29 protein-coding genes and 1 riboswitch are annotated in these 24,392 nt (G+C 40.0%); of the genes, 22 read left to right on the top strand and 7 right to left on the bottom strand.

The genetic code is table 11. The annotated features are described in order from the left end of the window. Positions 1–51: 51 nt before the first annotated feature. Positions 52–573: a protein kinase gene (locus QF042_RS02265; protein ID WP_307524930.1), complete on the bottom strand. Its 522-nt coding sequence runs from the start codon at positions 571–573 to the stop codon at positions 52–54. After that, positions 561–1,355 (bottom strand): leucine-rich repeat domain-containing protein, encoded by a 795-nt coding sequence (locus tag QF042_RS02260; protein WP_307524928.1) that lies wholly within the window; start codon positions 1,353–1,355, stop codon positions 561–563. Before QF042_RS02260 ends, QF042_RS02265 begins: the two co-directional genes overlap by 13 nt. Before the next feature lie 502 nt (positions 1,356–1,857). Further along, a riboswitch (TPP riboswitch) is annotated at positions 1,858–1,946 on the top strand. A gap of 58 nt (positions 1,947–2,004) precedes the next feature. Between QF042_RS02260 and thiS the strand changes: the two genes are divergently transcribed. The 8 genes from thiS to QF042_RS02220 all read left to right on the top strand — a co-directional run bounded on the left by thiS (position 2,005) and on the right by QF042_RS02220 (position 9,601). Next, positions 2,005–2,208 (top strand): sulfur carrier protein ThiS, encoded by a 204-nt coding sequence (thiS, locus tag QF042_RS02255; protein WP_307524926.1) that lies wholly within the window; start codon positions 2,005–2,007, stop codon positions 2,206–2,208. A gap of 131 nt (positions 2,209–2,339) precedes the next feature. Next, positions 2,340–4,223, top strand: a complete 1,884-nt coding sequence (gene thiC, locus QF042_RS02250; RefSeq protein WP_307524924.1) for a phosphomethylpyrimidine synthase ThiC — start codon at positions 2,340–2,342, stop codon at positions 4,221–4,223. A gap of 6 nt (positions 4,224–4,229) precedes the next feature. Further along, on the top strand, positions 4,230–4,832 hold the full coding sequence (locus tag QF042_RS02245) for a thiamine phosphate synthase (protein ID WP_307524921.1): 603 nt from the start codon (positions 4,230–4,232) through the stop codon (positions 4,830–4,832). A gap of 10 nt (positions 4,833–4,842) precedes the next feature. Beyond that, entirely contained in the window at positions 4,843–5,478 is a 636-nt protein-coding gene (locus QF042_RS02240) for a thiamine phosphate synthase (RefSeq protein ID WP_307524919.1), read from the top strand. An 11-nt stretch (positions 5,479–5,489) separates the two neighbouring features. Next, a complete protein-coding gene (locus tag QF042_RS02235) occupies positions 5,490–6,260 on the top strand; it encodes a thiazole synthase (RefSeq protein WP_307524917.1) in 771 nt (256 codons plus the stop codon). Then, a complete protein-coding gene (thiH, locus tag QF042_RS02230; protein WP_307524915.1) occupies positions 6,247–7,371 on the top strand; it encodes a 2-iminoacetate synthase ThiH in 1,125 nt (374 codons plus the stop codon). Before QF042_RS02235 ends, thiH begins: the two co-directional genes overlap by 14 nt. Next, entirely contained in the window at positions 7,365–8,402 is a 1,038-nt protein-coding gene (gene moeB / locus QF042_RS02225) for a HesA/MoeB/ThiF family protein (RefSeq protein WP_307524913.1), read from the top strand. The genes thiH and moeB overlap by 7 nt, the downstream gene beginning before the upstream one ends. Positions 8,403–9,049: 647 nt before the next feature. Beyond that, complete coding sequence (locus QF042_RS02220; RefSeq protein WP_307524911.1) at positions 9,050–9,601, top strand: hypothetical protein; 552 nt, start codon at positions 9,050–9,052, stop codon at positions 9,599–9,601. Positions 9,602–9,690: 89 nt separating this feature from the next. Here QF042_RS02220 and QF042_RS02215 read toward each other — a convergent pair whose 3' ends face one another. Then, entirely contained in the window at positions 9,691–10,710 is a 1,020-nt protein-coding gene (locus QF042_RS02215) for a hypothetical protein (protein ID WP_307524909.1), read from the bottom strand. Positions 10,711–11,086: 376 nt separating this feature from the next. Between QF042_RS02215 and QF042_RS02210 the strand changes: the two genes are divergently transcribed. The 14 genes from QF042_RS02210 to QF042_RS02145 all read left to right on the top strand — a co-directional run bounded on the left by QF042_RS02210 (position 11,087) and on the right by QF042_RS02145 (position 20,822). Continuing rightward, the gene (locus QF042_RS02210; protein ID WP_307524906.1) at positions 11,087–11,290 is read left to right on the top strand and encodes a hypothetical protein; all 204 of its coding nucleotides are present in this window, start codon (positions 11,087–11,089) and stop codon (positions 11,288–11,290) included. A 145-nt stretch (positions 11,291–11,435) separates the two neighbouring features. After that, positions 11,436–13,088: a tetratricopeptide repeat-containing sensor histidine kinase gene (locus tag QF042_RS02205; protein ID WP_307524904.1), complete on the top strand. Its 1,653-nt coding sequence runs from the start codon at positions 11,436–11,438 to the stop codon at positions 13,086–13,088. Between the two features lie 10 nt (positions 13,089–13,098). Then, positions 13,099–13,764, top strand: a complete 666-nt coding sequence (locus QF042_RS02200) for a response regulator (RefSeq protein ID WP_307524902.1) — start codon at positions 13,099–13,101, stop codon at positions 13,762–13,764. 433 nt (positions 13,765–14,197) lie between these two features. Next, complete coding sequence (locus QF042_RS02195; RefSeq protein WP_307524900.1) at positions 14,198–14,530, top strand: YegP family protein; 333 nt, start codon at positions 14,198–14,200, stop codon at positions 14,528–14,530. An 11-nt stretch (positions 14,531–14,541) separates the two neighbouring features. Further along, positions 14,542–15,606 carry a type I restriction endonuclease gene (locus QF042_RS02190; protein WP_307524897.1) on the top strand — a complete coding sequence of 355 codons (1,065 nt, stop codon included), beginning with the start codon at positions 14,542–14,544 and terminating at the stop codon, positions 15,604–15,606. A 290-nt stretch (positions 15,607–15,896) separates the two neighbouring features. Then, positions 15,897–16,232 carry a hypothetical protein gene (locus tag QF042_RS02185; RefSeq protein ID WP_307524895.1) on the top strand — a complete coding sequence of 112 codons (336 nt, stop codon included), beginning with the start codon at positions 15,897–15,899 and terminating at the stop codon, positions 16,230–16,232. A gap of 183 nt (positions 16,233–16,415) precedes the next feature. Beyond that, on the top strand, positions 16,416–16,622 hold the full coding sequence (locus QF042_RS02180) for a hypothetical protein (protein WP_265819481.1): 207 nt from the start codon (positions 16,416–16,418) through the stop codon (positions 16,620–16,622). A 222-nt stretch (positions 16,623–16,844) separates the two neighbouring features. Beyond that, positions 16,845–17,084, top strand: coding sequence for a hypothetical protein (locus QF042_RS02175; RefSeq protein WP_307524891.1), 240 nt, complete (start codon positions 16,845–16,847; stop codon positions 17,082–17,084). Next, on the top strand, positions 17,081–17,368 hold the full coding sequence (yidD, locus tag QF042_RS02170; RefSeq protein WP_307524890.1) for a membrane protein insertion efficiency factor YidD: 288 nt from the start codon (positions 17,081–17,083) through the stop codon (positions 17,366–17,368). The genes QF042_RS02175 and yidD overlap by 4 nt, the downstream gene beginning before the upstream one ends. A 44-nt stretch (positions 17,369–17,412) precedes the next feature. Next, on the top strand, positions 17,413–17,796 hold the full coding sequence (locus tag QF042_RS02165; protein ID WP_307524888.1) for a DUF6804 family protein: 384 nt from the start codon (positions 17,413–17,415) through the stop codon (positions 17,794–17,796). A 32-nt stretch (positions 17,797–17,828) separates the two neighbouring features. After that, positions 17,829–19,157, top strand: coding sequence for a hypothetical protein (locus QF042_RS02160; RefSeq protein ID WP_307524886.1), 1,329 nt, complete (start codon positions 17,829–17,831; stop codon positions 19,155–19,157). Between the two features lie 10 nt (positions 19,158–19,167). Continuing rightward, a complete protein-coding gene (locus tag QF042_RS02155) occupies positions 19,168–20,013 on the top strand; it encodes a hypothetical protein (RefSeq protein ID WP_307524884.1) in 846 nt (281 codons plus the stop codon). Positions 20,014–20,100: 87 nt separating this feature from the next. Further along, on the top strand, positions 20,101–20,310 hold the full coding sequence (locus tag QF042_RS02150) for a hypothetical protein (RefSeq protein ID WP_307524882.1): 210 nt from the start codon (positions 20,101–20,103) through the stop codon (positions 20,308–20,310). Next, positions 20,292–20,822, top strand: coding sequence for a thermonuclease family protein (locus QF042_RS02145; protein WP_307524881.1), 531 nt, complete (start codon positions 20,292–20,294; stop codon positions 20,820–20,822). Before QF042_RS02150 ends, QF042_RS02145 begins: the two co-directional genes overlap by 19 nt. Before the next feature lie 312 nt (positions 20,823–21,134). Here QF042_RS02145 and QF042_RS02140 read toward each other — a convergent pair whose 3' ends face one another. Genes QF042_RS02140 through QF042_RS02125 form a run of 4 tightly spaced genes read right to left on the bottom strand, consistent with a single transcriptional unit; the run spans position 21,135 to position 24,391 of the window. Next, positions 21,135–21,845 (bottom strand): OmpA family protein, encoded by a 711-nt coding sequence (locus QF042_RS02140; RefSeq protein WP_307524879.1) that lies wholly within the window; start codon positions 21,843–21,845, stop codon positions 21,135–21,137. 13 nt (positions 21,846–21,858) lie between these two features. After that, entirely contained in the window at positions 21,859–22,512 is a 654-nt protein-coding gene (locus tag QF042_RS02135) for a TerD family protein (protein WP_307524877.1), read from the bottom strand. Positions 22,513–22,516: 4 nt separating this feature from the next. Then, positions 22,517–23,083, bottom strand: coding sequence for a TerD family protein (locus QF042_RS02130; RefSeq protein WP_307524874.1), 567 nt, complete (start codon positions 23,081–23,083; stop codon positions 22,517–22,519). A 24-nt stretch (positions 23,084–23,107) separates the two neighbouring features. After that, positions 23,108–24,391, bottom strand: coding sequence for a hypothetical protein (locus QF042_RS02125; protein WP_307524871.1), 1,284 nt, complete (start codon positions 24,389–24,391; stop codon positions 23,108–23,110). Position 24,392: the final 1 nt, after the last annotated feature.

Here is a 24,392-nt window from a genome sequence, read left to right as displayed (position 1 = left end):
TTGGAATATGCCATGATAGCCTCCGATGAAAGTTGGAGACTATTTTTGCAGCTAAATATCAGCCAATGCCTTAACCAAATCCTGAAAACCAGGTCTGTTTAATGGCGAGGTAAATAGGCAGGCATCTCGTAGCGTACTCAAAGCATTTAAACATGCACTGCTTACGGCTTCATTTTTTAAAGAAAGTAAATCATCCAGCAGGTAACCATAAGCACTAACTTCTATCCGTTCCAGCGCAAAGGCGAGCGCATCATCAGCCTGATCATAAAAACTTGCGGCACCAAAATCGCCGAACAACGTACTGCCCTCATCATCAATCAGGATATTGTGTGCATATAAATCGCCATGCATAATCCCGGCCCCGTGCAATTGCGCAGCTAAAGAAGCGATGGTTTTGGCAATACTCAGCAACTGTTTTTCTGACAGCTGCCTATCTGCCGGAAAAACATCCCTGGTACAGCTTTCTAAACTCGGTGGATTACCCAGGTTATAAAAATGATGAGGAATGAGGTCCATCACTAATCCTTTTTTATCCTCTGGGTGCAGGGCAATCTGTCCAATTAAATTAACCAAACCGGGGTGGTAACCCGCGCAGCAATGTAGGCCGTCATTTCATCTTCCGGCAAACCATCACTGGTTACATTGCCCTTAAATATTTTAACCGCCACCTCTTGAGTTTCATCACCAATAGTCCGGTTTGCTTTCGAAATAATACCCGAAGCACCTTCACCCAATAAATGATTAATCTCTAAATCGTGCCAATTAACTGACGAAAGTGCTTCTACAGCCGGTGTTTTACTAAAGTTGTTCCCCGAAAATGCAACCCACGATAGTTTTGGCATGGCGGTAATCCACTGAGGCAGCGCATGCAGTTTATTAGCAGCTATTCGTAATAACGATAAATTATGGCAGCTGCTCAATTCATCGGGCAGTTGCATTAAACGATTACCCGATAACATTAGCTTTTGCATGCGCTTACACTGTCCAATTTCTTTGGGTAATTCGGCAATGTTGTTGTTTGTTAAAATCAACCAGCGAAGATTAGGGTTGAGCGATTTTGCTGGCACCGTTATAATCTGGTTGGATTTAAACCCTACAATATCAAGCAAGGGGCAATCGGCTAGTACCTCTGGCATCACCGTGAAAAGGTTTTCAGAACAGAAGAAAATCTTCAATTTCTTTAAACGCCCAAAATCTGCCGGCAGGGCACTTAGCTTGTTAAAAGAAAGATCCAATACTTCCAGTGTATCAGCCAAATCGAATATTTCTTCAGGAAAAGAACGAAGCGATTCTGAAAGCTTTAACGATACCGCTCCTTTAAGTTTTCCGCTTTGTAATGCTAACAGGCTTTGCATATATTCAGGTTTCTATTTAAAGCAACGAAGATAGGGGTTTTTCTTAAAGTCCTGAGTCTAGAGTCAGAAGTCGATCAACGCGTAATCTCTGCGATCACCATCCAGAGCGTAGTCGAAGGCCCAATCCTCCGTGCATCGTCATCATGAATTTATTTCAGGATCTTTTAAATTGAACCATATCAGCCATAGAAGGTTCATATAAGAGCAATAGTCTTATATTTTCTTCAATTCCTTATATGATAAAGAACTTGGCACCCAACTCTACGGCCTCTGCGCCTTCTCTCTGTGTACTTTGCTGTTAAATGAACTTTGCTTGGCCATCAGTTATTCGATTAATTTTTAGTTATATTATAAGCAATAAATATAGATTCTATCTATACCTATACTGTCGGGAAGAAAAAATAAATAAAGATCAAGCACTTCATCTTAAAAATAATACATCTACCTAAAACAGCTCTTTTATTTTTTTATTTGCAATAGAAATTTAATCTTATATATTTACAAAAAACTTTAGGGGTGCCTACGTGCTGAGAAATACCCTTTGAACCTGATGCAGTTAGTACTGCCGAAGGGAAAAGTGAAAGCAATAAATTGCTGTCTTTTCGACCCAACTACGGGCAATCTCTATAGTTTTTCCAATTTTTTAAATATGGAAGTAACTATAAACAATCAAAACCATCTTCTTAACGAGGCCTGTTCCATAGAACAGATGCTTGATCTTGTGCTCGTTTCAGAAACCAATGGCCTTGCCATAGCCGTAAACCAAACCATCATTTCCAAATCTGATTGGGACAGGCATGTGCTAAATCCAGGCGATCAGGTTATACTCATAAAAGCCACGCAGGGAGGTTGATTGAATGAATAAATTTTGAATGATTGAATGTAAAGTATAGCTAATTCACTCCTTTCTGTAATTCAATCATTCTCTCACTCAATAATTCAATCCCTCTCTCATTCAATCACTCAATAATTGATTCTACCCATATGAAACAAGAAAAAACCCCAAACCAGGAAGTCATCAGCCGTAGCCCATTTCCGGCCTCACGCAAAATATTTGTACCCGGAAAAATCCACGATATCCAGGTAGCCATGCGCGAAATCAGTTTATCGGAAACCAAAATCCATAACGGCTTTGGCTTAACCGAGCCCAATCCGCCGGTAACCGTTTACGATACCAGCGGGCCATACACCGATCCTGATGCCCTTATTGATGTAAAAAAAGGTTTGCCCCGCATCAGGGAGCAATGGATAAAAGACAGGCTTGATGTTGAAGAACTCCCTCAACCATCTTCTGCCTATGGCCAACAGCGCCTGGCCGATGAAAAGCTTGATGCCTTACGCTTTAATTTCATCAATAAACCCTACAAAGCACAGGCTGGCGCCAATGTATCGCAAATGCACTACGCCAAAAAAGGGATCATTACGGCTGAAATGGAATATATCGCCATCAGGGAGAATCAACAGATTGAGCTGCTCAATGCACAACTGGGCGAGCAGTACGAAGTAATGAACCACCAGCACCAGGGCAATAGCTTTGGCGCAAATACCCCAAAAGGTTACATTACACCCGAATTTGTAAGGGCAGAGGTAGCCGCTGGCCGGGCAGTAATCCCCTGCAATATCAATCATCCCGAGCTCGAGCCTATGATTATTGGCCGAAACTTCCTGGTGAAAATTAACGCCAATATCGGTAACTCGGCCGTTACTTCTACTATTGAAGAAGAAGTAGAAAAAGCCGTATGGGCCTGCCGTTGGGGAGCCGATACCATTATGGATTTATCAACAGGGAAAAATATTCACGAAACCCGCGAATGGATTATCCGCAATTCGCCGGTGCCCATCGGTACTGTTCCCATTTACCAGGCTTTAGAAAAAGTAAATGGCAAAGCCGAAGACCTCACCTGGGAAATCTTCCGAGATACTTTAATTGAGCAGGCAGAACAGGGTGTAGATTATTTTACCATCCATGCCGGTGTACTGCTCCGTTACGTGCCTTTAACCGCTAAAAGGATTACCGGTATTGTTTCGCGGGGCGGATCCATTATGGCCAAATGGTGCCTGGCCCATCATAAAGAAAATTTCCTGTATACCCATTTTGAGGAGATCTGCGAAATTATGAAAGCCTATGATGTAGCCTTTTCATTGGGTGATGGTTTAAGGCCTGGCTGTATTGCCGATGCGAATGATGCTGCACAGTTTTCGGAGCTCGAAACCCTTGGCGAACTCACTAAGATAGCCTGGAAACATGATGTACAAACCATTATAGAGGGCCCCGGGCATGTACCCATGCACCTGATTAAAACCAATATGGAAAAACAACTGGAACATTGTGGCGAAGCGCCTTTTTATACTTTAGGCCCTTTAACGATCGATATTGCGCCCGGTTACGATCACATTACCTCAGCTATTGGCGCTGCCATGATTGGGTGGTTTGGCACAGCCATGCTTTGTTATGTCACCCCAAAAGAACACCTGGGTTTGCCGAACAAAAAGGATGTTAAAGACGGTGTAATTACCTATAAAATTGCTGCCCATGCGGCCGATTTAGCCAAAGGCCACCCAGGTGCACAATACCGCGATAATGCTTTAAGTAAAGCGCGCTTTGAGTTTAGATGGGAAGATCAGTTTAACCTCTCGCTCGATCCGGATACGGCAAAAGAGTTTCATGATGAAACTTTACCTGCAGAGGGCGCCAAAATTGCGCATTTCTGTTCCATGTGCGGTCCGAATTTCTGCTCGATGAAAATTACGCAGGACGTGAGGGAGTATGCCGCGAAACAAGGTGTAGAAGCAGAAGATGCTTTGGCAAAAGGCATGCAGGAGAAATCGAAAGAATTTACCGAAAAAGGAAGCGAAATTTATTTTTAAGCCGCAATGGAACTGATTGTAATCGCCAAACCGACTATTTTTAAGGAAGAATGTCCTCTTGTAAATCAGCTTTTCGAAGCTGGTTTACAGGTTTTCCATTTACGTAAGGAAAATGCCAATGAAGGCGACTACCGGAGGATTATTGAAGGGATTTTACCCGAATATCGTCCGCAGATTGCTTTACACCATTTTCATTCGCTGGCTAACGATTACAACATCAACAGGATCCACCATACCGAAAGTTTCAGAAAAAGTAGAGGAGATGAAGAACTACCTAAACACAAGGTATTCAGCACTTCCATCCACCAGTTATCAGACCTGGATCAGATCCGGTCATACCATTACAGCTTTTTTGGCCCTGTATTCAACAGCCTTTCTAAACCTGGTTATTTAGGGCTTATACCTCCAGGTTTCCGGTTGAACAAGAAGAGCACCCAGCCAAAAATGATCGCCCTTGGTGGCATTGGCCTCAACCAGATCGATCAGGTAAAAGAAATGAATTTCGATGGTATTGCCCTATTGGGCAGTATCTGGAACGATCCGGCTCAAGCTTTAATCAATTTTAAAAAAGCGCAGCAGCATTGCCTGGCGCACCATCAACCGCTTTAAAAACTTCAACATGATTCATCCCTTACAATATATTTCACAAGCGCCCCGAACTGGCACCCATTTAGATGCCATTGAGGCGGTGCTTCAAGCTGGCGGAAAATGGATTCAGCTCCGTATTAAAAACCAATCGGAAGCTGAAATCCTGCCTTTTGCCAATGCGGCACAGGCCTTATGCGAAAGGTATGGTGCCAAGCTCATTATAAACGACTATCCGTACCTGGCCAAGGCGGTGGGCAGTTATGGCGTACACCTGGGTTTGCAGGATATGCCCATTGCCGAAGCCCGAAAAGTGATCAGCCCTACACAGCTCATTGGTGGTACAGCCAATACCTTCGAACACATTTTACAAAGGGTGGCCGAAGGTGCCGATTACATTGGCCTTGGCCCTTTCCGTTTTACGCATACTAAAGAAAACCTAAGTCCGATTGTAGGCCTCGAGGGTTATCAAAAATTGATGGAAAAAGTACAGCAGGCTGGTATCAAAACACCCATTGTGGCCATTGGTGGTATCGAAGCCGCAGATATTCCTGCCATACTCGAAACTGGCATTTATGGTATTGCGATATCGGCAGCGCTCACCAACCAAACACAAATGGCTGCGGTTCTTGAAGAAATCAACAGTAAATTCAATATTCATTCGATTTAAAAATTACAGATATGTTAACCATTGCAGATCAAACCTTTAGTTCGCGCCTCTTTACCGGAACCGGAAAATTTAGTTCGGCCAAAGAGATGGAAAGCGCCTTAATGGCCTCGGCATCCGAACTGGTTACCGTGGCCCTTAAACGTGTCGATTTAAAAGACAAGGACGACGATATCCTGCAACACCTTAAACACCCGCACATCAACCTCTTGCCCAATACTTCTGGTGTGCGTAATGCAAAAGAAGCTATTTTTGCCGCACAGCTGGCACGCGAAGCCTTAGAAACCAATTGGATTAAACTGGAAATCCATCCCGACCCCAAATACCTGATGCCCGACCCGATTGAAACGCTTAAGGCGACCGAAGAACTGGTTAAACTCGGCTTCGTGGTGTTGCCTTATATCCACGCCGATCCGGTTTTATGTAAACGTTTAGAAGATGTGGGTACCGCAGCGGTGATGCCTTTAGGCTCGCCCATTGGCAGTAATAAAGGCTTAAGAACCATCGATTTTTTAGAGATCATTATCAGCCAGAGCAGGGTTCCGGTCATTATCGATGCCGGGATAGGTGCACCATCTGATGCGGCTAAAGCCATGGAAATTGGTGCCGACGCTGTTTTGGTGAATACCGCAATTGCCATAGCTAAAGATCCAACCAATATGGCTATTGCCTTTAAAATGGCTGTAGAAGCCGGCAGAATGGCCTTTGAAGCTAAACTGGGTGGCCAGCAACATTTTGCCGCAGCCAGTAGCCCACTAACCGCATTTCTTGATGAACAGTTTTAATACGGTATTCGAATCCTACAACTGGGACGATGCCAAAGCCAGTATTTACGATAAAACAGCGGCCGATGTGGAAAGGGCGCTCGATAGTACGCAGCGCAGCCTGGATGATTTTAAGGCGCTGATTTCACCTGCGGCATTGCCTTATCTTGAAGATATGGCACAGATTAGCCAGCGTTTAACTTTAGATCGTTTTGGCCGGGTAATCCAGATGTACATCCCCCTTTACCTCTCTAACGAGTGCAACAACATTTGTACCTATTGCGGTTTCAGTTACGATAATAAAGTGCGGCGGCGCACCCTCAACCCGATGGAAATTATGCAGGAGGTTGCCGTAATTAAAGGGATGGGATACGACCATGTTTTACTGGTTACCGGCGAAGCCAACCAAAGTGTACATACCGATTATTTTAAAAAAGTATTGGATCTGATCAGTCCGCATTTTGCCCATATCTCCATGGAGGTACAGCCTTTGGATGTAGCCGACTATGAAACCCTTATTCCGCACGGGCTAAATACGGTATTGGTTTACCAGGAAACCTACCATCAGGACGATTACCGCAAACACCACCCTAAAGGCAAAAAATCTAACTTCTTATACCGCTTAGAAACACCCGATCGATTGGGACAGGCTGGCATCCATAAAATGGGGCTGGGTGTTTTAATCGGACTGGAAGACTGGCGGACAGATTCATTTTTTACGGCCCTACACCTATCCTATCTCGAAAAACAGTACTGGCAAAGTAAGTTCAGCATCTCCTTCCCCCGGTTACGCCCTTTTAGCGGTGGTTTAGAACCTAAAGTGGTGATGAACGATAAAGAACTGGTGCAGCTGATTTGCGCTTACCGCTTATTCAATAGCGAAGTAGAACTGTCTATCTCTACCCGTGAAACTGTTGCTTTCCGGAACCAGGTGATTAAGCTGGGCATTACGGCCATTAGTGCAGGCTCTAAAACCAATCCTGGCGGTTACCAGGTAGAACCCCAATCGTTAGAGCAGTTCGAAATATCTGATGAACGTTCGGCACAGGAAATTGCAGCCATGATCAGAAAACAAGGTTACGAACCCATTTGGAAAGATTGGGACAGGAGTTTAATCAGCAAATCATGTTAATAAAAGAAGAACTAAACCGCTACAACAGGCAAATGATCTTGCCCGAACTGGGCCTCGCCGGACAGGAAAAGCTAAAAGCAGCCAAAGTACTGGTAATAGGCGCCGGTGGTTTAGGCTGCCCCATATTGCAATACCTGGCCGTAGCAGGCGTAGGAACAATCGGCATTGTAGATGATGATGTGGTGGAACTGAGTAACCTGCACCGCCAGATTTTATACAATCATACCGATATTGGCCAGCCAAAAGCAAAAGTGGCCGCTGAGAAACTCGCCTTACTCAATCCTCATGTTGAACTTAGGGCCTATCACGAACGTTTTACAGCAACCAGTGCGGGCCATATCTGCCAGGATTATGAGCTGGTGATCGACTGTTCGGATAATTTTAGCACCCGCTATCTCGTAAACGATACCTGTGTAGCTTTAGGCAAAACACTCCTTTTTGGCTCTATTTTACAATTTGAAGGGCAGGTAGCCGTATTTAACCACCAGGGCAGTGCTAACTATAGAGACCTTTATCCGGCAGCACCAACCGAAAATATGAACTGTGTAGAAGGCGGCGTAATTGGCATTTTACCCGGCATAGTGGGTTTGTACATGGCCAACGAAGCCATTAAATTAATCTGCGGTATTGGCGAAACCCTTTCAGGCAAACTGATGACCATTAATGCCCTGAACAATACGATGCTGGTATTTAAAATTGCAGCCGAAAAAACAGCTGATACGGCAAAACCAGCAGCCATAAAAAACGATAAAGCCATACCAGAAATTGATAGAAGCACATTAAATAACTGGCTTGAAACCCAAGCTGATGACGTTTTTTTAATTGATGTACGCGAAAGTTACGAACATGAAGACGACAATATTGGCGGTGTGAATGTATCCTTATACGAGTTAACTGCATCGCTCACCACTTTCCCTAAACACAAAAGACTAGTTTGTTATTGCCAAACCGGGCAAAGAAGCAAAATGGCCGTGCAGTTATTGGCTGGGCTTTACCAGGGAGAGGTATATAGCTTAAAGGGTGGTATTTAATTCAGTTGTTCCTTAGTCAATGGTTTATTCGGTAATTGACTTCCGACTTTGGACTCAAAATTCCATCATGCCTCTTACGTTTTCCATCCTTTTAACCACGGACGGCACAAAGAGAATGCACAAAAACCACATCGTGTGATAAAATAATAAAGTTAATGCTGTGGTAAAAAGCGGCCTTCATTCCCGTACAGGCGGGCCTTAAAGCTCAGTGCTTTACGATCATTCATGAGCACTCCGTGGTTCCCAATCATTTACCAATGACAGATTTTAAAATTGGCGTCATCTCGACCGAAGCAGCGCGGAGCGGAGAAATCTTTGGACTATGTTAAAAGATCTCTCCACTGCGGTTGAGATGACGATTTATCTTACCGGTCACCCAACTCCTTTGTTTTTTTCTAAAACTGACCTCTGGGAATGACGTCGCGCGAAGAATAATGCTTGAATTGAGCCCAAACACTCAACACCAAAAAAGACTCCGTGCTTTTCGTGTTTCCGTGGCAAAAATGTCTCACAGATTTCGTTAATTCATAATGACGCTTCACTGGAAATAACGCGTTAATCGACTCATGGCCTCACACTCCCAACTCAAAAAACGGCTCAATCTTTGCTCCTTCCCAAAAAAATCAATCAGGAAAACCATTTACATCATGAACAAATTACCAGCACTGTCCCCAAAACCATTTACCGTTCTTTTAACCCTGTTTACCCTTTTCCTCTCGGCCTGTTCCGAAACACCAGAACGTTTCTTCGACATAGCGATCTTAAACACCAACATGATCAACGATTTTGCAAGTGCCGATCTGGCCCGCCACATCAACGACGAAACCAAAGAATATCCCGATATCCCATCCAGTAAAAAGAAAGGCAATGAAGCCACTACCAGCCTCAATAACAAAATATTATACCTCGAACAATCGCTCGAAAAGGTAAAAAAGCTCTCCGCCTCTGGCGATGAAGAAAAAGAAATTAAAGCCCTCTCCCAGCAATTATACGAACTCGTCATCCCCGTTTACAAAAATGAATACCTGGCCTACGCCAAACTGTGCGACAGCAAAGGCAGCCAAAGCGCCAAAGATGAAATTATTCACAGCATCGACCAGAAGTATGGCGCCCGCTTTGAGCAAAACTTCAATGCCTTAATGGAAAAAGGCAAAACCTATGCGCAAAAAAACAACATCCAGGTAAACTGGGGAAAATAAAAATAATAATATATGGTTTAATTCAGGTTTGAAATATTTGGATTAAACCATTTACAAGGCCCAAGACTCCCGACCAACTTCTGCAGATGCTACACACTAGTAGCCTGCAGCTCATTGCTGCGAAACTCTACTATTTCTCCTTTCTCAGTCTTTGTTTCTTCCCCAGATTGCTTAACTTCTTTCTCTAGATTGCTCACAGCAAAACCACAGAGGCTTATAAAAACAGCTGCACATAAAAACCATACTAACCGTGTAAGTAAATATCTATCGTAAGAAGAATGTTTTAATATTTCAGTTGAAAGGGGCTTTAGTCTTCTGCTAGTGTCTGAGGGGTAGATTCCACTATCGGTAAAATACTCATGCCCCTTCCCATAACCTTTATACCATACCTTGCCTAACGAGTATTTCGTCAATGTATCAGGTAAAGTAATTTTCCTTTGCTTTGTCAACGTTTTAAGGTTTAATGGAATGATGGTAACTCCAGGCTCTTGTTCCCCATCTTTCACGGGTTCGTAATGATCTCCATCCCAATACATAGAATTCTCGCCTGATTTAGGAGTTCTAACTGTTGCAGGAATACGCTCCCAAACTATAAACGAAGTACCGCAAATAAATAGTAAAAGAATACATGAAATGACAATATAATTGTGCGGAACTAGTCTTGTTGTAGATGTATCGTCTCCGCCAATTATTGTAGTTCGGTTTCTTTTCTTTTTTCTGGTTGCAACCTCAAAGACACGCTTTTTTTCCTCATCGCTAAGATTTATCCATTCATATTGGGTAGGGAAATCTATTAACCAGGCAAGAAGATCAGTATTCTCTTCACTTGTTTTTGCTGTCTCTCCTTTTATGTGATTACATAGGGCCTTGTAATCATCAGGCTCTGAATCATATATAACTTTCCTAAAATCATCACATTCGATCTTATCTACTTCAAAGAACATTGAAAGTATGTCGGCATCTTTTGGATTATATCTATTGTCATAAATCTTTAAACAAGCTTTTCTTAATCTTGTTGTAGTTTCTCCAGTTAAAATTGTGTGGAGGTCCCCATTATCTCTCATCTTCTTATAGACAGCCAATACTAAGTCTTGATAATCTTCAGGCATTTTTCAAAAATTTAAGCGTAAAAATAGAAATGGAATTTTTGGAACCCTTACGGTTTCCCAGAATTTCATGGAATTTAAAAAGAATTATTTAGAATCTATGGAATTATCTGAAAACTAGCGATTTAAAGCTAAGATATTTGTCCCAACATTTAATTCAAGCAACGATTCAAACAATAATCCAAGCAAGAATCGACTGTTAAAAACGAGTAGAAATCGCGGTCGTTATTAGCCGGTTTGGGAAGCAGTTAAAGCTCCCGCGACAGACACTCAACACTTCCCAAATTTTCAGAAGGCCTTCTGATTTACAAACTGTAGAAAGGCCAGCGAGTGGTTCGCGGGTACTCTGCTTAATAAATCAATTCTAAAAATTCAAGAAATGTTCATTCCATTATTTATTGCTATCCTATTAGGATTAGCTACTCCATCTAATACAAACCATTCTGCATCTTGTGGCGGAACAACAACAGTAAACACTGCTGATACCGATCCGGGTGATACTGATCCTACCGATCCAGGCGACACCCCTCCGGGCGACGATACAGGTGGTGAAGGCTCACATGTTCCACCAAAAAATCCATAGTTTGTGGTCTACCCGAGATAGAAATATCTCGATAATAAGTAAGGCAGTATTTTCTGCCTTACTTATTTGCTATAAAACAATCCCTAAATATTCAAGGAGAAACCATCCTGTTTTTTTATATTTGAGTAAATAATTATTTTCGCTCTTGAAAAAAATATACTTTCTTCTATTTTTTCTTTTGGCAGTATTTGCTTGTAAGAAAAAGAACAACACTCAAGCACCGATTAAAAACCAGAATTTTGAGATAGCAGAATCCTTTTTCTTTAAAAACAACGACTCTTCATTCTATTACTTCAACAAAGTAACCACTACCTCTAAAGATAGCTTACAGGTGGCGATGGCTTATAATTATATGGCAGTGATACAATCAGATGCCGGAGACTATTTTGGAGGCCAGGAAAGCTTAACATTATCATTATCTTTCTTAAATGAACAAAAACAAACTGATCTAGCCTGCCTCGCTTCGAATTATAATGAGCTTGGCTTAAATAGTACATATTTCAAAAAATATTCCGATGCTATAAATTATTATAATTTGGCACTAAAGTTTTGCCGGAACGACTCGTATAAATTACGGTTCCTTAATAATAAAGCATTGGCATATCAAAAAAGTGGAGCCTATTCAAAAGCAATTGATATTTACAATGAGGTTTTGATAAAAATCAGTGATAAGAAAGAATACGCAAGAGTACTTTCTAATGCAGCTAAAACAAAATGGCTTCAAAATCCCAGTTACAATCCACTGGCAGATTTTTCAAAAGCATTGCAGATTCGTTATTTAGAAAAGGATGAGTGGGGCCAAAATGCCAGCTATTCCCATTTTGCCGATTATTACGAAAAGAAAAAACCTGATTCAGCATTTAGTTACCTGCAAAAGATGTATCTAATTGCAACAAAACTTAATAGTCCTGATGATCGGCTCGAAGCACTTCAAAAATTAATCAAACTTAGTCCGGCTACTACAATAAAACAGCTTTTCCAAAAATACCAAAGCATTGAGGACAGTTTGCAAACTGCCCGCAATGCAGCCAAGAATCAGTTTGCCCTTATTCGTTACGAAACGGAAAAAAGCAAGGCCGATTATCTGAACGCCAAAGCAGAGAATATTCAAAAACAAAAAGATATACTGGTAAGAAATATTGGAATCGCTACTTTGATCCTATGTTTGCTATTAGGTTATTTCCTATACCGAAAACGAAAAAAAAGCCTGCAACAGGAAAAAGAAATAGAAGTTAAAAAAACGGAACTCAAATACGTAAAAAAAATTCACGACCGTGTAGCCAACAGGGTATACCAGGTAATGTCGGAAGTAGAAAACACAACCGAAATAGATAAGGATGATCTGGCCGACAAACTTGATGTGATCTACAAAATATCGAGAGACCTTTCTTACGACAATAAAGATATCCATAATGAAGAAAACTTTTCAATTGAACTGTCGAAAATGTTATACGCTTATGCTTCCGCGAAAACGAATATAACGATTGAAGGTGGCGGCGAAAAACTTTGGGAAGCTATTAACGATGACACTAAAGCTGAAGTATTTTGCGTTTTGCAGGAACTGATGACCAATATGAAAAAACATAGTGGGGCAGATACCGTTACCATAAATTTTAAGCGCGAAAATGACCGTATAACTGTTTTATATGTAGATAATGGAAAAGGAATGGAGGTTTTAACCCCTAAAAATGGATTAAGAAATACGGAAACCCGTATAGAAAGTATTTCGGGCCATATTACTTTTGATACCAGGCCTGATGGAGGGCTTCGTATTGAATTTTCATTTCCAACCTTATAAAAATATAAATATGTTCACAAACGTACTCATCGCCGAAGATCATGAAATTGTTAGTAAATCGCTGCGTAGCGCCCTTACAGATCTTGGCATTACCATAGCCGATAAAGATTATGTGTTTTATTGTGATGATGCATTTACACGCGTACAAAAAGCACTTCGAGATGGCAACCCTTACGAACTGATTATTACCGATCTTTCTTTCGATGAAGAGTACCCAAAACAAAAGATATCAGGCGGCAGAGAATTGATAAAAGCTTTGAAAGAAATACAGCCCGATCTAAAAGTGCTGGTATTTTCTATAGAAAACAGGGCCTTAATTGCCAATACACTATTTAAAGAATTAAATATCGATGCTTACGTACCTAAAGCCCGCCATGATGCAAAAGACCTCAAACTGGCTTTGGAAAGCATTTATAAAAACAAGAAATACCATTCGCCCAACCTGAGGCAAAAAGAAGAATACCTGCACGATTTTACGCCATATGATAAAACAATTGTTTCGCTCATTTTAGATGGAAAAACCCAAAAAGAAATGTCGGGCATTTTGAAACAAAAAAACATGGAACCATCTGGCTTGAGTAGTATCGAAAAACGCATAAATTACATCAAAACCGCGCTCAATATTTCAAATAATGGCCAGCTAATTGCTTACTGCATCGCAAATAAGGTGATTTAGTTGAGAGGAGCCCTAAGTCTTCAGTCCATAGTCGGGAGTCGATTGATCTCGTTTAGTCACTCACGCGGTTGTCCTTATTCGCGGTTGTCATGCTGAGCGTAGTCGAAGGATCTTCAACGATGAAAAGAATTTACTGCTTTAAACAACCTCAGTGTGCTCTGTAACATGCATCTGTGAATCTGTGTAGTTAAAAAAAGAACTAACGTTTGGTATTTAGCATGGATAATCGCCAGGCTATCAAACATGAATGATTAAACCATCAACCAATTAACCTGTCCTAAAAGATTGCTTCAGCTCCCTCAGTCCGGCCTCGCAATTACCAAAACGGCTATAGACTATCAACCAATGAACTCTTGACTAATGAACCAACCTACGGTTTCCCGTAAGGATGCGCCACATCCCTCCCATACTTTTGAGCAGCTAAAAAATAACTATGGGAAAATTTATCATGACCAAAAGAACAAACGGCGAATTCCAGTTTAACCTCGAAGCAGCAAACGGAAGGGTTATCCTCACCAGCGAAGGTTATGCCACAAAAGCAGGATGCAACAAAGGTATCGAATCGGTAAAAACCAATGCACCAACTGATGCCAGATACGACGGGAAAGATGCAAAAAACGGAGCCTACTATTTCAATTTAAAAGCGGCGAATGGCGAAATTATCGGTACCAGCCAAATGTATACAATTGCTGATGCACGCGATGGTGGAATCGAATCGGTTAAAGTAAACGCACCTCATGCAGCAATTGTAGATGAAACCATTTAATCTAAGAACATATGGATCTTAAACTAAAGTTAGAACAACTTCATCAGCGTGTGGTCGGATTAAAAGATCAGATCAATACCGAAGAAGCAACCAAAAATGCATTTGTAATGCCCTTTATTCAAATCCTCGGTTACGATATTTTTAACCCCACAGAGGTGATCCCCGAACACATTTGCGATATCGGCACCAAAAAAGGCGAAAAAGTAGATTATGTCATTCGTAAAAACAACGAACCTATACTCATTTTCGAATGTAAACACTGGAAAGAAAGTGCCGATGCGCACAACTCTCAGTTACATCGCTACTACCACGTTTCGAAAGCACGTTTTGGCGTATTAACCAACGGTACCGTTTACAACTTTTACGCCGATTTAGAAAAGCCAAATATTATGGACGAGAAACCTTTCTTAACCATTGATATTGAAGACCTAAAAGATAACGCCATAAAAATCCTCGAAAGTTTTACCAAAAACGAATACAATTTAGAAACGATCCTCGATTCGGCCGAAGGTCTAAAATACATCAAAGCCATCAGAAAGGAATTTGAAAAAGAAATAGACAGTCCTTCTGACGAAATGGTAAAACTACTGGTGAACCGTTTTTTTGATAAACCCCTCACGGCAAACCGGATGATTGCCTTTAAAGAATATACCAGAAAAGCCCTTACCATTTCCATCAACGAATCCATCAGCGATCGCTTAAAATCGGCATTGAATATTAACCAGAAAATGGAGAAAAAGGAGGAGGGCAAAGTGATTCCTATTGATGAAGCACCTGATGTTTCTAAAATTGTAACGACTGAAGAAGAGTTAGAAGCTTTCCAGATTGTAAAGGCCATTTTGCGTGAGAAGATTCCATCTGTCAGGATCGCCGCCCGAGATACCCAATCTTATTTTGGCGTACTGCTCGATGACAATAACCGTAAACCAATTTGCAGATTCCATTTTAATACCATTAACAAATACATTGAAACCTTCGAGAAAGGGAAAGATGCTGGTGAGAAAAAACAGTTATTCAATCTTGATGAACTTTACGATTATAGAAGCCAGTTGCATCAAACCTTAGAGAATTATTAATTATCCGCTCATCTCTCCAAAAAATGTAGGGGTTGCTTTATGGCCTGTTTTGGGAGCAGACTTGGCAATCTCTCATTTTAAACACGAAAAATCCTCAGTGATTTGTCATCCTGAGCGGAGTCGAAGGATAGGTTTCGAAAGTTTCGAAGATCAGGTTGAGCCAAGGTGCTCCAGGTTATAAAAATACATTGCTCCAATAGTTTCCTCTGATCAATCTAAAATTTTACCTAACATGCTTGCCTTAAGGTTAGCCGTAAGGAATGTATTTTTTGCCGAAATACCTTAGTGGCATGAAACATTTAGTTGCACTACTATTATTAACATTCTCAATGGGCAAGGCCCAGGCACAAAAACAGAAAGTAATCACCTATCAGTTAATGGAACCCGGTTTCAATACCAAAGTAATTAAAGGAACCATTAGCGAGGTATACACCACAAAACGTTATGGCAAAACCTTCTGGTGGATAGTAATCGGTACCGATACCATTATCCATGTATGGCCCAGGCACCTCGATACCGCAACCATGAAACCTGGTATAAACCGCGCCTTCTATTCCATTAAACGCCTTGATAATAGCTGGTGGAAGAAAGAAAAATCAGAAGATTATGTGAAGCCGAATGAATAATTCATTTCGTAAAAATCTATGTAAACGATTGGTAATTTTGAGTAGGGCTATAGGTCACACGGGGTCGTCATTTCGACCGCAGTGGAGAAATCTGATAAAAAGAACTTATAAATTTTGCTTTACGGTTTTCCTTTAGGAAAAGATTTCTTGTCACTATAGGTTTATAGTCTAAAATAATTTAAGATGAAAAAGTATTATGTAAACAAAAATGCCCAAAGTAACGGCGATCATGAGGTTCATGATGAAAACTGTACTTACTTACCTTCAAGTGATAACAGAAAGTATTTGGGTGAATTTTCTTCATGTAAAGGCGCGGTAACAGAAGCGAAAAAGACCTACAGCAAATCAAACGGTTGCAGAACATGTTCTATAGACTGCCACACCACATAAAACTGATATAGCTTAAGTGCTTAAAAATTGAAGGATTGTTTCATGTTCGTTTAAGAAAATAGGGCAATCCTTCTTTAGTGTTTATACTCTCTGCAAAAAGATATAATCAGCTGAAAATCACTCTATAACTTTTCTTAAATACTTTGTCTTTTTACGGTTTTCCGTAAGGTTTGGGGTTTAGGCTTGTATACTTTTGAATTATAAACTTAAAACAAACTTATCATGGAATACAAAGTAGTGCCATTTACCGCAACATTGAATCAAAAAAATGAAACTACAGCTGCGGTTGCAAGTCAATTAGAAAATTTAATCAAGCAATTTACTAATCAAGGTTGGGAATACATCAGATTAGAAAGTGTTTCAACTTATGTGCAGCCTGATCCAGGTTGTTTTGGATTAGGTGCCAAACCTGGCTATTTAGCTTCTTATCAAATGGTTGTTTTTAGCAAAGGAGTAATATGAAAATAATTTTACTCTCGATCATAAGAATGTACTGGGCAGTATTCCCTAAAGATAAAAGGCGTAAATGCATTTTCAAATTGAGCTGCTCTAAGCATGTTTATCAGGTTACCAAAGAAGAAGGCCTGCTCGAAGGATTTAATGCATTAAAGTATCGATATAAAAACTGTAGAAACGGGTATCATATTTTCGAAAATCATATCGATGGGAGTAAGATGATGATATTACCGGATGGTCAATTGCTTCAAGAAAATGAGATTGCAGTTAGATTTTTCTCCTGTAGCTAAGATTTAGTCTATAAAATTAATTGAATTCCTATTCTTTTTCATCAATGAAATCATTCCTAATCGTTTGCTCAATCTGCTGTTTTGTAGCAATATTGAAGTTGCCCATTGAATTTTATACCTTTTTAAGAACCATTGTTTCATTGGGAGCGGGATTGCTCATTTACAGTTGGATCAAACAAAAAAACTATGCTTTGGCAGTTGTTTTCGTGCTTGTGTTGATTCTTTTTAATCCCCTGTTTCCCATTTACCTGCACCAAAAAAGCATCTGGATCCTACTTGATATCATCACCGGACTATTGTTTTTAATCACTGCCTTTTATAAGAAAAGTGAACCTGTAAAACAAGACGAAAAAGTGACTGAAATTTTACACGTTCAAAAAACATACTCCAGAGACCGCATTGTTTCGGCAAAAAAAGAAATACAATAATCACATCATAAATCAAACTAAAACCTAATGTTATGATTGCCCAAATAGAAGAATTTTTTAACCCAAAAACAGCCGATGCACCTCAGGATGAAAATGTGGAGATCAAAGAACCCGTTACAGAAGAAGCAGAGGAAGTAAGAAAAAGAACTTACCACGAAGCAGGCTTTAGAGATGGGTCGCGAAACAGTGGCAGCCCTTTGGCGCTTTCGATATGCCTGAATGCTATTTATGCCAGGTTCCAAAATGAAGAAAAAGAATTGGTAGAAAAACAGCAATTGGCTAAAGCGCCCTATATCAACGAGCAGAAAACAAAGGAAACGGAAATCAAAACCCTTGCCATCAGTGAAGAAAGTAAAAAACAGCAAATCACCCAGGTTGAAACCAATATCAGAAAGGTAAAAGACAATATTGAAGAGTTAAAATTCGAAATTAACGAACTGGCCAGGGATCCCGAAAAATACCACATCAGTGCTTCAAAAGGTGCCTCAACGAAATTCTGGATCGGTTTAATCATCCTGATGCCTTTAAGCCTGTATCTGTTTACCTTTTATATTTCTACCTCTTACTCAGCCTTCTTTAAACCTTTTGACGCAACCAGCACCATTATCATGAATGTGCTCGATTCAAAGGCTTTTTCAAAGGCCTGGCAGGATGGATCGCTGGAAGGTGCTTTCGTAACCTTTATTCCCTTCGTTTTTTTAGGCCTGGGCTATTTAATCCATATGTTTGGCGAAGTTAAAAGTGTGGTAAACTACATTAAAATCGGTCTTCTTTTACTTACCACTTTTGTTTTTGATGCCATCCTTGCTTATCAGATAGAAGAAAAGATTTATGAACTCACCAAAACCTTCGATACTCCTGCATTTAATCTTCCCATTGCCTTTGAAAAAATCCAGTTCTGGGGAATCATATTCGCGGGTTTTGTGGTCTACCTCATCTGGGGGGTAGTGTTCGATTTTATCATGAAAGAACACCGCGAAAAAGACAAAATCAAACATGAACAGCTCCGCAGAAAAAAGGACATTCAAATTCATCAGGATAGGATAATGGATATCGAAATCCAAAAAGAAAAACTGATCGCAGAACTCGTCGATATCAAAAAACTTTCGCTTGAAGCACAAGGGCGCATTGTTACCCTGCAAAGAATCATCGATGCCGTAATTATCCCTACCAAAGAATACGTGCTCTATGCCTCTGAGTACATGCAGGGCTGGATCACATTTGTTAACGAAAAACTCCGCATTTCACAGCACGAAAAATTTGATCTTCAAAATGAATGCAGGGCCTGTTATGATGAAAACCTTAAAAGTGTAGGCGCCAGCGAAGACTCTCAAAATTCTGTTTATGTATCTACCTTATAAACCCGGCACCATGAAACCGAAATTATTAACCTTATTGCTAATCTACTTATTTGTTGGTGTTTTTATAAACGAAAGTAAGGCCCAAAATCGAAACTTGAACATTAGCTTTTTGTTAGATTTATCTGATCGGATAGCACCCAAAAAGAACCCTGATTTTTTTCAGAGAGATCTCGGATACATAAAATCTATAGAAACAGCTTTTGTCAATCATGTAAAAGGAAAAAAAATAATGCTTTTAAATGATCAGATGCAGGTTTTCTTTGATCCCATTCCTAAAATTCCGAATATCGATTACCTGAGTCAACAATTGAAAGTAAGTTTTAATCCAAAAACAAATAAAAAAGAAATTCTAAATGTAGATAACATTTACACACAAACTTCTTCAAAAATCTATCTACACACCATTAAAGAAAATAATTATGTTGGTTCTGATATCTGGAAGTTCTTCAAAAATAACGTTCAGAATTACTGTATTAAAGACAAACAACGAAATATATTGGTGATACTAACCGATGGTTATATGTATCATCAAAACAGTCAGTTTTTAGATAAAGGTAAAAGCTCTTACATCACTCCAGCGTTCATCCAATCAAAAAAGCTCACCTCTTCTGATTATAGGGCAATCATGAAAAAGAATAATCTGGGTTTTATCTCTTTGCCTTATAATTTAAAAGATCTGGAAATTATTGTTTTAGGCATTAATCCATCAAAACAAAACCCATACGAAGAAGATGTGATTAAACAATACTGGGCAGACTGGTTTACAGCCATGAAGGTAAAAAAATTCCACTTAATCACAACCGATCTGTCTGCCAATTTAGCCCCTGTACTCCAGAAAATTATTTCAGAAAAATAAAAAGATATATTCACCAATTTTAAACTGGCGATGATCTTCTATAACGGCCTGTTAATTAACCATTTTTAACAATACCACCCCTCAATCATGAAAACGCTCGCCCTACTCCTTTTTTTCTTTACCAACATCACTTGTAAAGAAAATACAACCGTGTACATTTGCAACAGTGGTAACGCTAAAAAATACCACTATACCTCCAATTGCCGCGGTTTAAGCAATTGCACGTATAAAGTTGTACAAAGCACTATAGATAAAGCAAAAAAAGACGGAAAAACATTATGCGGTTGGGAAAAGTAAGTGTATTGGTTTTATTGTTAACGCTCCAGGCTTGTTTTATCCCACCAGGCGAAAGCAAACCACTAATAAACTACAACCACCTTGTTTTTACCGCCAAAGTAATCCGCATTATGGATGGCGATACCATGGAGGTACTGTACCAGCGCCAGCCCATTAAAATCCGTTTGGCGCATATCGATTGCCCTGAGAAAAGAGGTTCACAACCTTTTGGGAATCAGGCTAAAAAAGCGCTATCCGATTTGTGTTTCGGGCAAATGGTGAGTGTACAAGGTCAAAAATACGATCGCTATAAAAGGTTAATTGCCATAATTATTAATAATAACAAACAGGTGGTGAACCAGGAAATGATTAGACTAGGCATGGCCTGGCATTATAAAAAATATTCAAGTGATCCGCTCTATGCCCAGTTAGAAATAACCGCCAGGAAAAATAAGGTAGGCTTATGGCAAGATAGCAGCGCCGTTGCCCCTTGGGAATGGCGGAAACCAAAAACGCCATTGCTTGGCAAGTAGGGGGAGATAAAGATCATCGCTCCTTAATACTAAAAATGCCTGATAGCATATCCATCTATCAGGCATCCATCCTATAAAATTTGCTATACCTTCCTCAATGCCATTTTTAATACCGATAGAATAAAAAGGATAAAAAATACGATTACTATCGGAGCAAAAACTTCTAACCAGCCAATGCTTCCAACAATTATTTTGATAATAAAAAGGATGCTGCTAAACAGCATCCCTAATAAGATTAAGATTTCCTTAAAACCCCTTTGTTTTGTTTTTTTGGTTCTTCTTTTTGCCACAGGTTTTTCTTAAATGGTTAACTTATAGAAATGTAATTTCAACACGCCTATTCTTTTTTCTTCCGGCGTCGGTGTTATTTGATTCAATCGGATTTTCAATGCCTTTTCCTATTGCGCTTATCCGAGCTGCTTCAATATTCAGTGAGGTTAAATGATTTTTAAATGCTTCTGCCCTCAACTGCGATATCTGTTGGTTTACTGCTAAGGGGCCATCACTGCTTGCATAACCGTCAATATGAATGGACGCCGTAGGGTTTTTAGTTAAATGTGCTAAAATGCGTTTAATTAAAGGTTTGTTAATACTTGCAAAAGATGATGTTCCCCGAGCAAATGTTACCGGTACCGTATGGTTTAATGCTTTGAGTGCTGCAGTTTCTAATTTAGGCGAAGCATCATCCAGACTGGTTTTTTTGTTTGATTTTTCTTCGGTTCCCAAAGCCTTTATCGGCGCAGCTGTTGTGTCTGTAACATCAACTTTTTCTTTTGCCGGTGTTATGGCGGTAGCCACGGCAGCCGGATCTGAAGAAACATTTTGAATGGGCTCTTTTACAAGAGTATCTAACGTTTTATTAGATGAATAATACCAGATACCACCACCAACAATTAATACCCCAAACAGCCCAATTAACCATGCCCGTGACTTTGGAACTGGGTTCTCAACCTCTTTTTTCGAAAGATCAAATTTAGATGGTTCCTTTTTAGAACCATCGTTTTTATTTAAATCAAATGCCATAATTTTATATTGTTTAGGTGTACATATCAACTAAAGTTTGTAAACTACCGGTGTGCGCCCTGCCCATTGCTTCAAATTCCCAGCTATCGCCAACACGGAATAAACGCCCAAATTCTACAGCATCTTCATTGATGTACTGGTCTTTCAGGTCATAACGCAGTATTTCCGAACCATTACTTTCGTCAACGATTCTGATGTAACAATCGTTTACTTTTCCAAAGTGCAGGTCTAATGTTCTCCTGTCTTTTTTATTGTCATGAGGATATTTACAGATCGTACAGCAAATGATAATCTGTTCGATTTTATCGCTGACTTTGGATAAATCAATAAACATATCTTCATCGTCGTCGCCATCACTTCTGGTTCCATCCGGATCATCTATAGCGCCGATAATTGCTCCATCTTCAGTAAATGGCCTAAATAGGCCTTTTTCTATCTTATCCTCAATTTTATTGCCCATCCTTATCTGCCCGTAAAAGGTGAAGTAAGAATCAGAAGGGATTTTAAAATCACTGTCTATCGAAAAGGCCGAAACATCCAGGTCGAATTCTGGTCCTCCCGGTTGCTCGTTAGGATCCCAGCCCATTCCAATTTTTACAACGGTTAGTCCAGGCGCTGCCTTTGAAAGGGAGAACCGATCTCCCTTATTTAAGTTAAAACTGCTCATCTTTTTATTGATATAATTCTATTAATGTATTAAGACCACCAGAAAAAGCTTGGCCAAGGGCCTCGACATTCCACTCACCGCCATTTCTGGATAAAGAGGCAATCATGAGGGAATCTTCATTTGTAAATTCTTCCTTAAGCATATATTGGCACAGAACCGATTTATCGGCATTGTTTCTGATATTGATGTAGGAGTTTTGAACGTGGCCAAAATGATGGCCTCTTTCTTCGCTTTGATCAATGGTTACCGCAAAATAAAGGAACTCAACCCTTGGGTCTATTTTGGATAAATCGATATGGATTACTTCATCATCGCCATCACCTTCGCCACCTCTGCTATCACCAGGGTAATGGATAGAACCATCTGGACTGGTATTATTGTTATAAAAAACAAAGTATTCATCGGCAATGAGTTTACCATTTTCGCCGAGCATAAATAACGATAGGTCGAGATCTACAGGATGCCCGTTTACAAGGGCTGGATCCCAACCTAAACCCGCAATAATGTTATTTAAACCTGGTTCTTCCCTGGTTAGTGATACAGGTTTTCTTTTTTCTATTTGTATAGCCATTTTATTATGTTTTAATTGATGCACCTAACTTTTTTTAGGAGGTAATGGTGGTGGTTTTACTGAATTGTTTTTTGTGCTTTGCAGCACTTTTAATTCGGGTAGCTTGGGAATATTCACAGATTTTGGAGCGCTACTTTCCTTTTTTGGTGGCAAAGGCGGTGGTGGTTTAGGGGTTGGTAGCGGAGGCCTTGTCATTACCGGTGCTGCAGTATGTGCTTTTATTTTAACATTGTAATTGATACTGGCAATTTCCTGAAAAATAGACTGCATGGTATCTTTAACATCTAGTGGTTGTAATGCGATAACATGGTGATATTTTTTTAGCAATTTTTCGGAAAAATAAAGTGTGTTAATTTCTTCTGATCCAAGTAAGATCATTACATTATCCACCGATAAGTTATTTACCTTCAACAGGTCGTCTATTGCCGTGAAAATCATTCCATCATTGGCATAATAATGAAGCCTGTCGTTCAGGTTTTTCTCCTTTATATTAAACCAGTACCGGTTTCCGTCGGATAGTTCAGCCTCACCATTAATAATCGGATTGATATTTTGAAGTAATCCTGCAGAGAACGGCAGCAGAAAAGAAATTTCGTTCTCTTTATTAATCGACAGATAAGAATTTTGGAGGATAATGTATTCTACAATCATATCGGCCAATATTTTTACCCTTGGATCTGCACCCTGACCTACCAGTTTGGCTGAGCCCAGCACGTCGGCCTTACTATTTTTATAAAGTTTTAGATAAAGTACATCATCAATACCATTCATTAGCAGGATAGCCTTATTGTTTGGCAGTACCTGCTTTTGAGCCAGAATATTAAAAAGCGTATGGTTATATCTGACGCGGTCTAAATTAAAGTAACCGGCTTCCTGGAACAGGGTTTCGATAAGCGATTTTTCATTGTCTTCAATATCGTCATCAAATAAAAAGCGTAAAGGGAACTGCTGCCTGTACGATTCGATAGAATCGGCTTTGTATAATACCGTATTTAAAAAGTGCGACAGGTATTGTTCAATACCGTAATAAAACAGCTGTTTAACAGGCTTTTTGTTGCCGTAAATAATAAAGTGTTTACTGGGATCCTTTACAATTTCAAAATAATTACCATAAGCATGTGGGTCATTCTTATAGAAACGTTCCCTCGCTGCGGCCCCAAAAATAAAATCGTTGCCATTTACGTAAAAGTATAAAGGAATTTCATTCGATTCCTTCATTTTTAATGGAGCATAAGGGTTACTATCTGATTGATACCAGAAAGAAACTGTCCGCTTCGATATTTTTGCCAATACACAGAATTTCATCACC

The organism is Pedobacter sp. W3I1 (assembly GCF_030816015.1).
In the GTDB taxonomy this organism is placed as follows: domain Bacteria; phylum Bacteroidota; class Bacteroidia; order Sphingobacteriales; family Sphingobacteriaceae; genus Pedobacter.
The sequence above is the reverse complement of the archived record's forward strand: the minus strand, read 5'-3'. Positions and strand labels throughout refer to the sequence as shown.

Bases quoted from the DNA above. Each gene is read 5' to 3' on its own strand.
- QF042_RS02260 (WP_307524928.1), bottom strand. From the start codon at position 1,355: ATGCAAAGCCTGTTAGCATTACAAAGCGGAAAACTTAAAGGAGCGGTA.
- thiS (WP_307524926.1), top strand. From the start codon at position 2,005: ATGGAAGTAACTATAAACAATCAAAACCATCTTCTTAACGAGGCCTGT.
- thiC (WP_307524924.1), top strand. From the start codon at position 2,340: ATGAAACAAGAAAAAACCCCAAACCAGGAAGTCATCAGCCGTAGCCCA.
- QF042_RS02245 (WP_307524921.1), top strand. From the start codon at position 4,230: ATGGAACTGATTGTAATCGCCAAACCGACTATTTTTAAGGAAGAATGT.
- QF042_RS02240 (WP_307524919.1), top strand. From the start codon at position 4,843: ATGATTCATCCCTTACAATATATTTCACAAGCGCCCCGAACTGGCACC.
- QF042_RS02235 (WP_307524917.1), top strand. From the start codon at position 5,490: ATGTTAACCATTGCAGATCAAACCTTTAGTTCGCGCCTCTTTACCGGA.
- thiH (WP_307524915.1), top strand. From the start codon at position 6,247: ATGAACAGTTTTAATACGGTATTCGAATCCTACAACTGGGACGATGCC.
- moeB (WP_307524913.1), top strand. From the start codon at position 7,365: ATGTTAATAAAAGAAGAACTAAACCGCTACAACAGGCAAATGATCTTG.
- QF042_RS02220 (WP_307524911.1), top strand. From the start codon at position 9,050: ATGAACAAATTACCAGCACTGTCCCCAAAACCATTTACCGTTCTTTTA.
- QF042_RS02215 (WP_307524909.1), bottom strand. From the start codon at position 10,710: ATGCCTGAAGATTATCAAGACTTAGTATTGGCTGTCTATAAGAAGATG.
- QF042_RS02210 (WP_307524906.1), top strand. From the start codon at position 11,087: ATGTTCATTCCATTATTTATTGCTATCCTATTAGGATTAGCTACTCCA.
- QF042_RS02200 (WP_307524902.1), top strand. From the start codon at position 13,099: ATGTTCACAAACGTACTCATCGCCGAAGATCATGAAATTGTTAGTAAA.
- QF042_RS02195 (WP_307524900.1), top strand. From the start codon at position 14,198: ATGGGAAAATTTATCATGACCAAAAGAACAAACGGCGAATTCCAGTTT.
- QF042_RS02190 (WP_307524897.1), top strand. From the start codon at position 14,542: ATGGATCTTAAACTAAAGTTAGAACAACTTCATCAGCGTGTGGTCGGA.
- QF042_RS02185 (WP_307524895.1), top strand. From the start codon at position 15,897: ATGAAACATTTAGTTGCACTACTATTATTAACATTCTCAATGGGCAAG.
- QF042_RS02180 (WP_265819481.1), top strand. From the start codon at position 16,416: ATGAAAAAGTATTATGTAAACAAAAATGCCCAAAGTAACGGCGATCAT.
- QF042_RS02175 (WP_307524891.1), top strand. From the start codon at position 16,845: ATGGAATACAAAGTAGTGCCATTTACCGCAACATTGAATCAAAAAAAT.
- yidD (WP_307524890.1), top strand. From the start codon at position 17,081: ATGAAAATAATTTTACTCTCGATCATAAGAATGTACTGGGCAGTATTC.
- QF042_RS02165 (WP_307524888.1), top strand. From the start codon at position 17,413: ATGAAATCATTCCTAATCGTTTGCTCAATCTGCTGTTTTGTAGCAATA.
- QF042_RS02160 (WP_307524886.1), top strand. From the start codon at position 17,829: ATGATTGCCCAAATAGAAGAATTTTTTAACCCAAAAACAGCCGATGCA.
- QF042_RS02155 (WP_307524884.1), top strand. From the start codon at position 19,168: ATGAAACCGAAATTATTAACCTTATTGCTAATCTACTTATTTGTTGGT.
- QF042_RS02150 (WP_307524882.1), top strand. From the start codon at position 20,101: ATGAAAACGCTCGCCCTACTCCTTTTTTTCTTTACCAACATCACTTGT.
- QF042_RS02145 (WP_307524881.1), top strand. From the start codon at position 20,292: ATGCGGTTGGGAAAAGTAAGTGTATTGGTTTTATTGTTAACGCTCCAG.
- QF042_RS02140 (WP_307524879.1), bottom strand. From the start codon at position 21,845: ATGGCATTTGATTTAAATAAAAACGATGGTTCTAAAAAGGAACCATCT.
- QF042_RS02135 (WP_307524877.1), bottom strand. From the start codon at position 22,512: ATGAGCAGTTTTAACTTAAATAAGGGAGATCGGTTCTCCCTTTCAAAG.
- QF042_RS02130 (WP_307524874.1), bottom strand. From the start codon at position 23,083: ATGGCTATACAAATAGAAAAAAGAAAACCTGTATCACTAACCAGGGAA.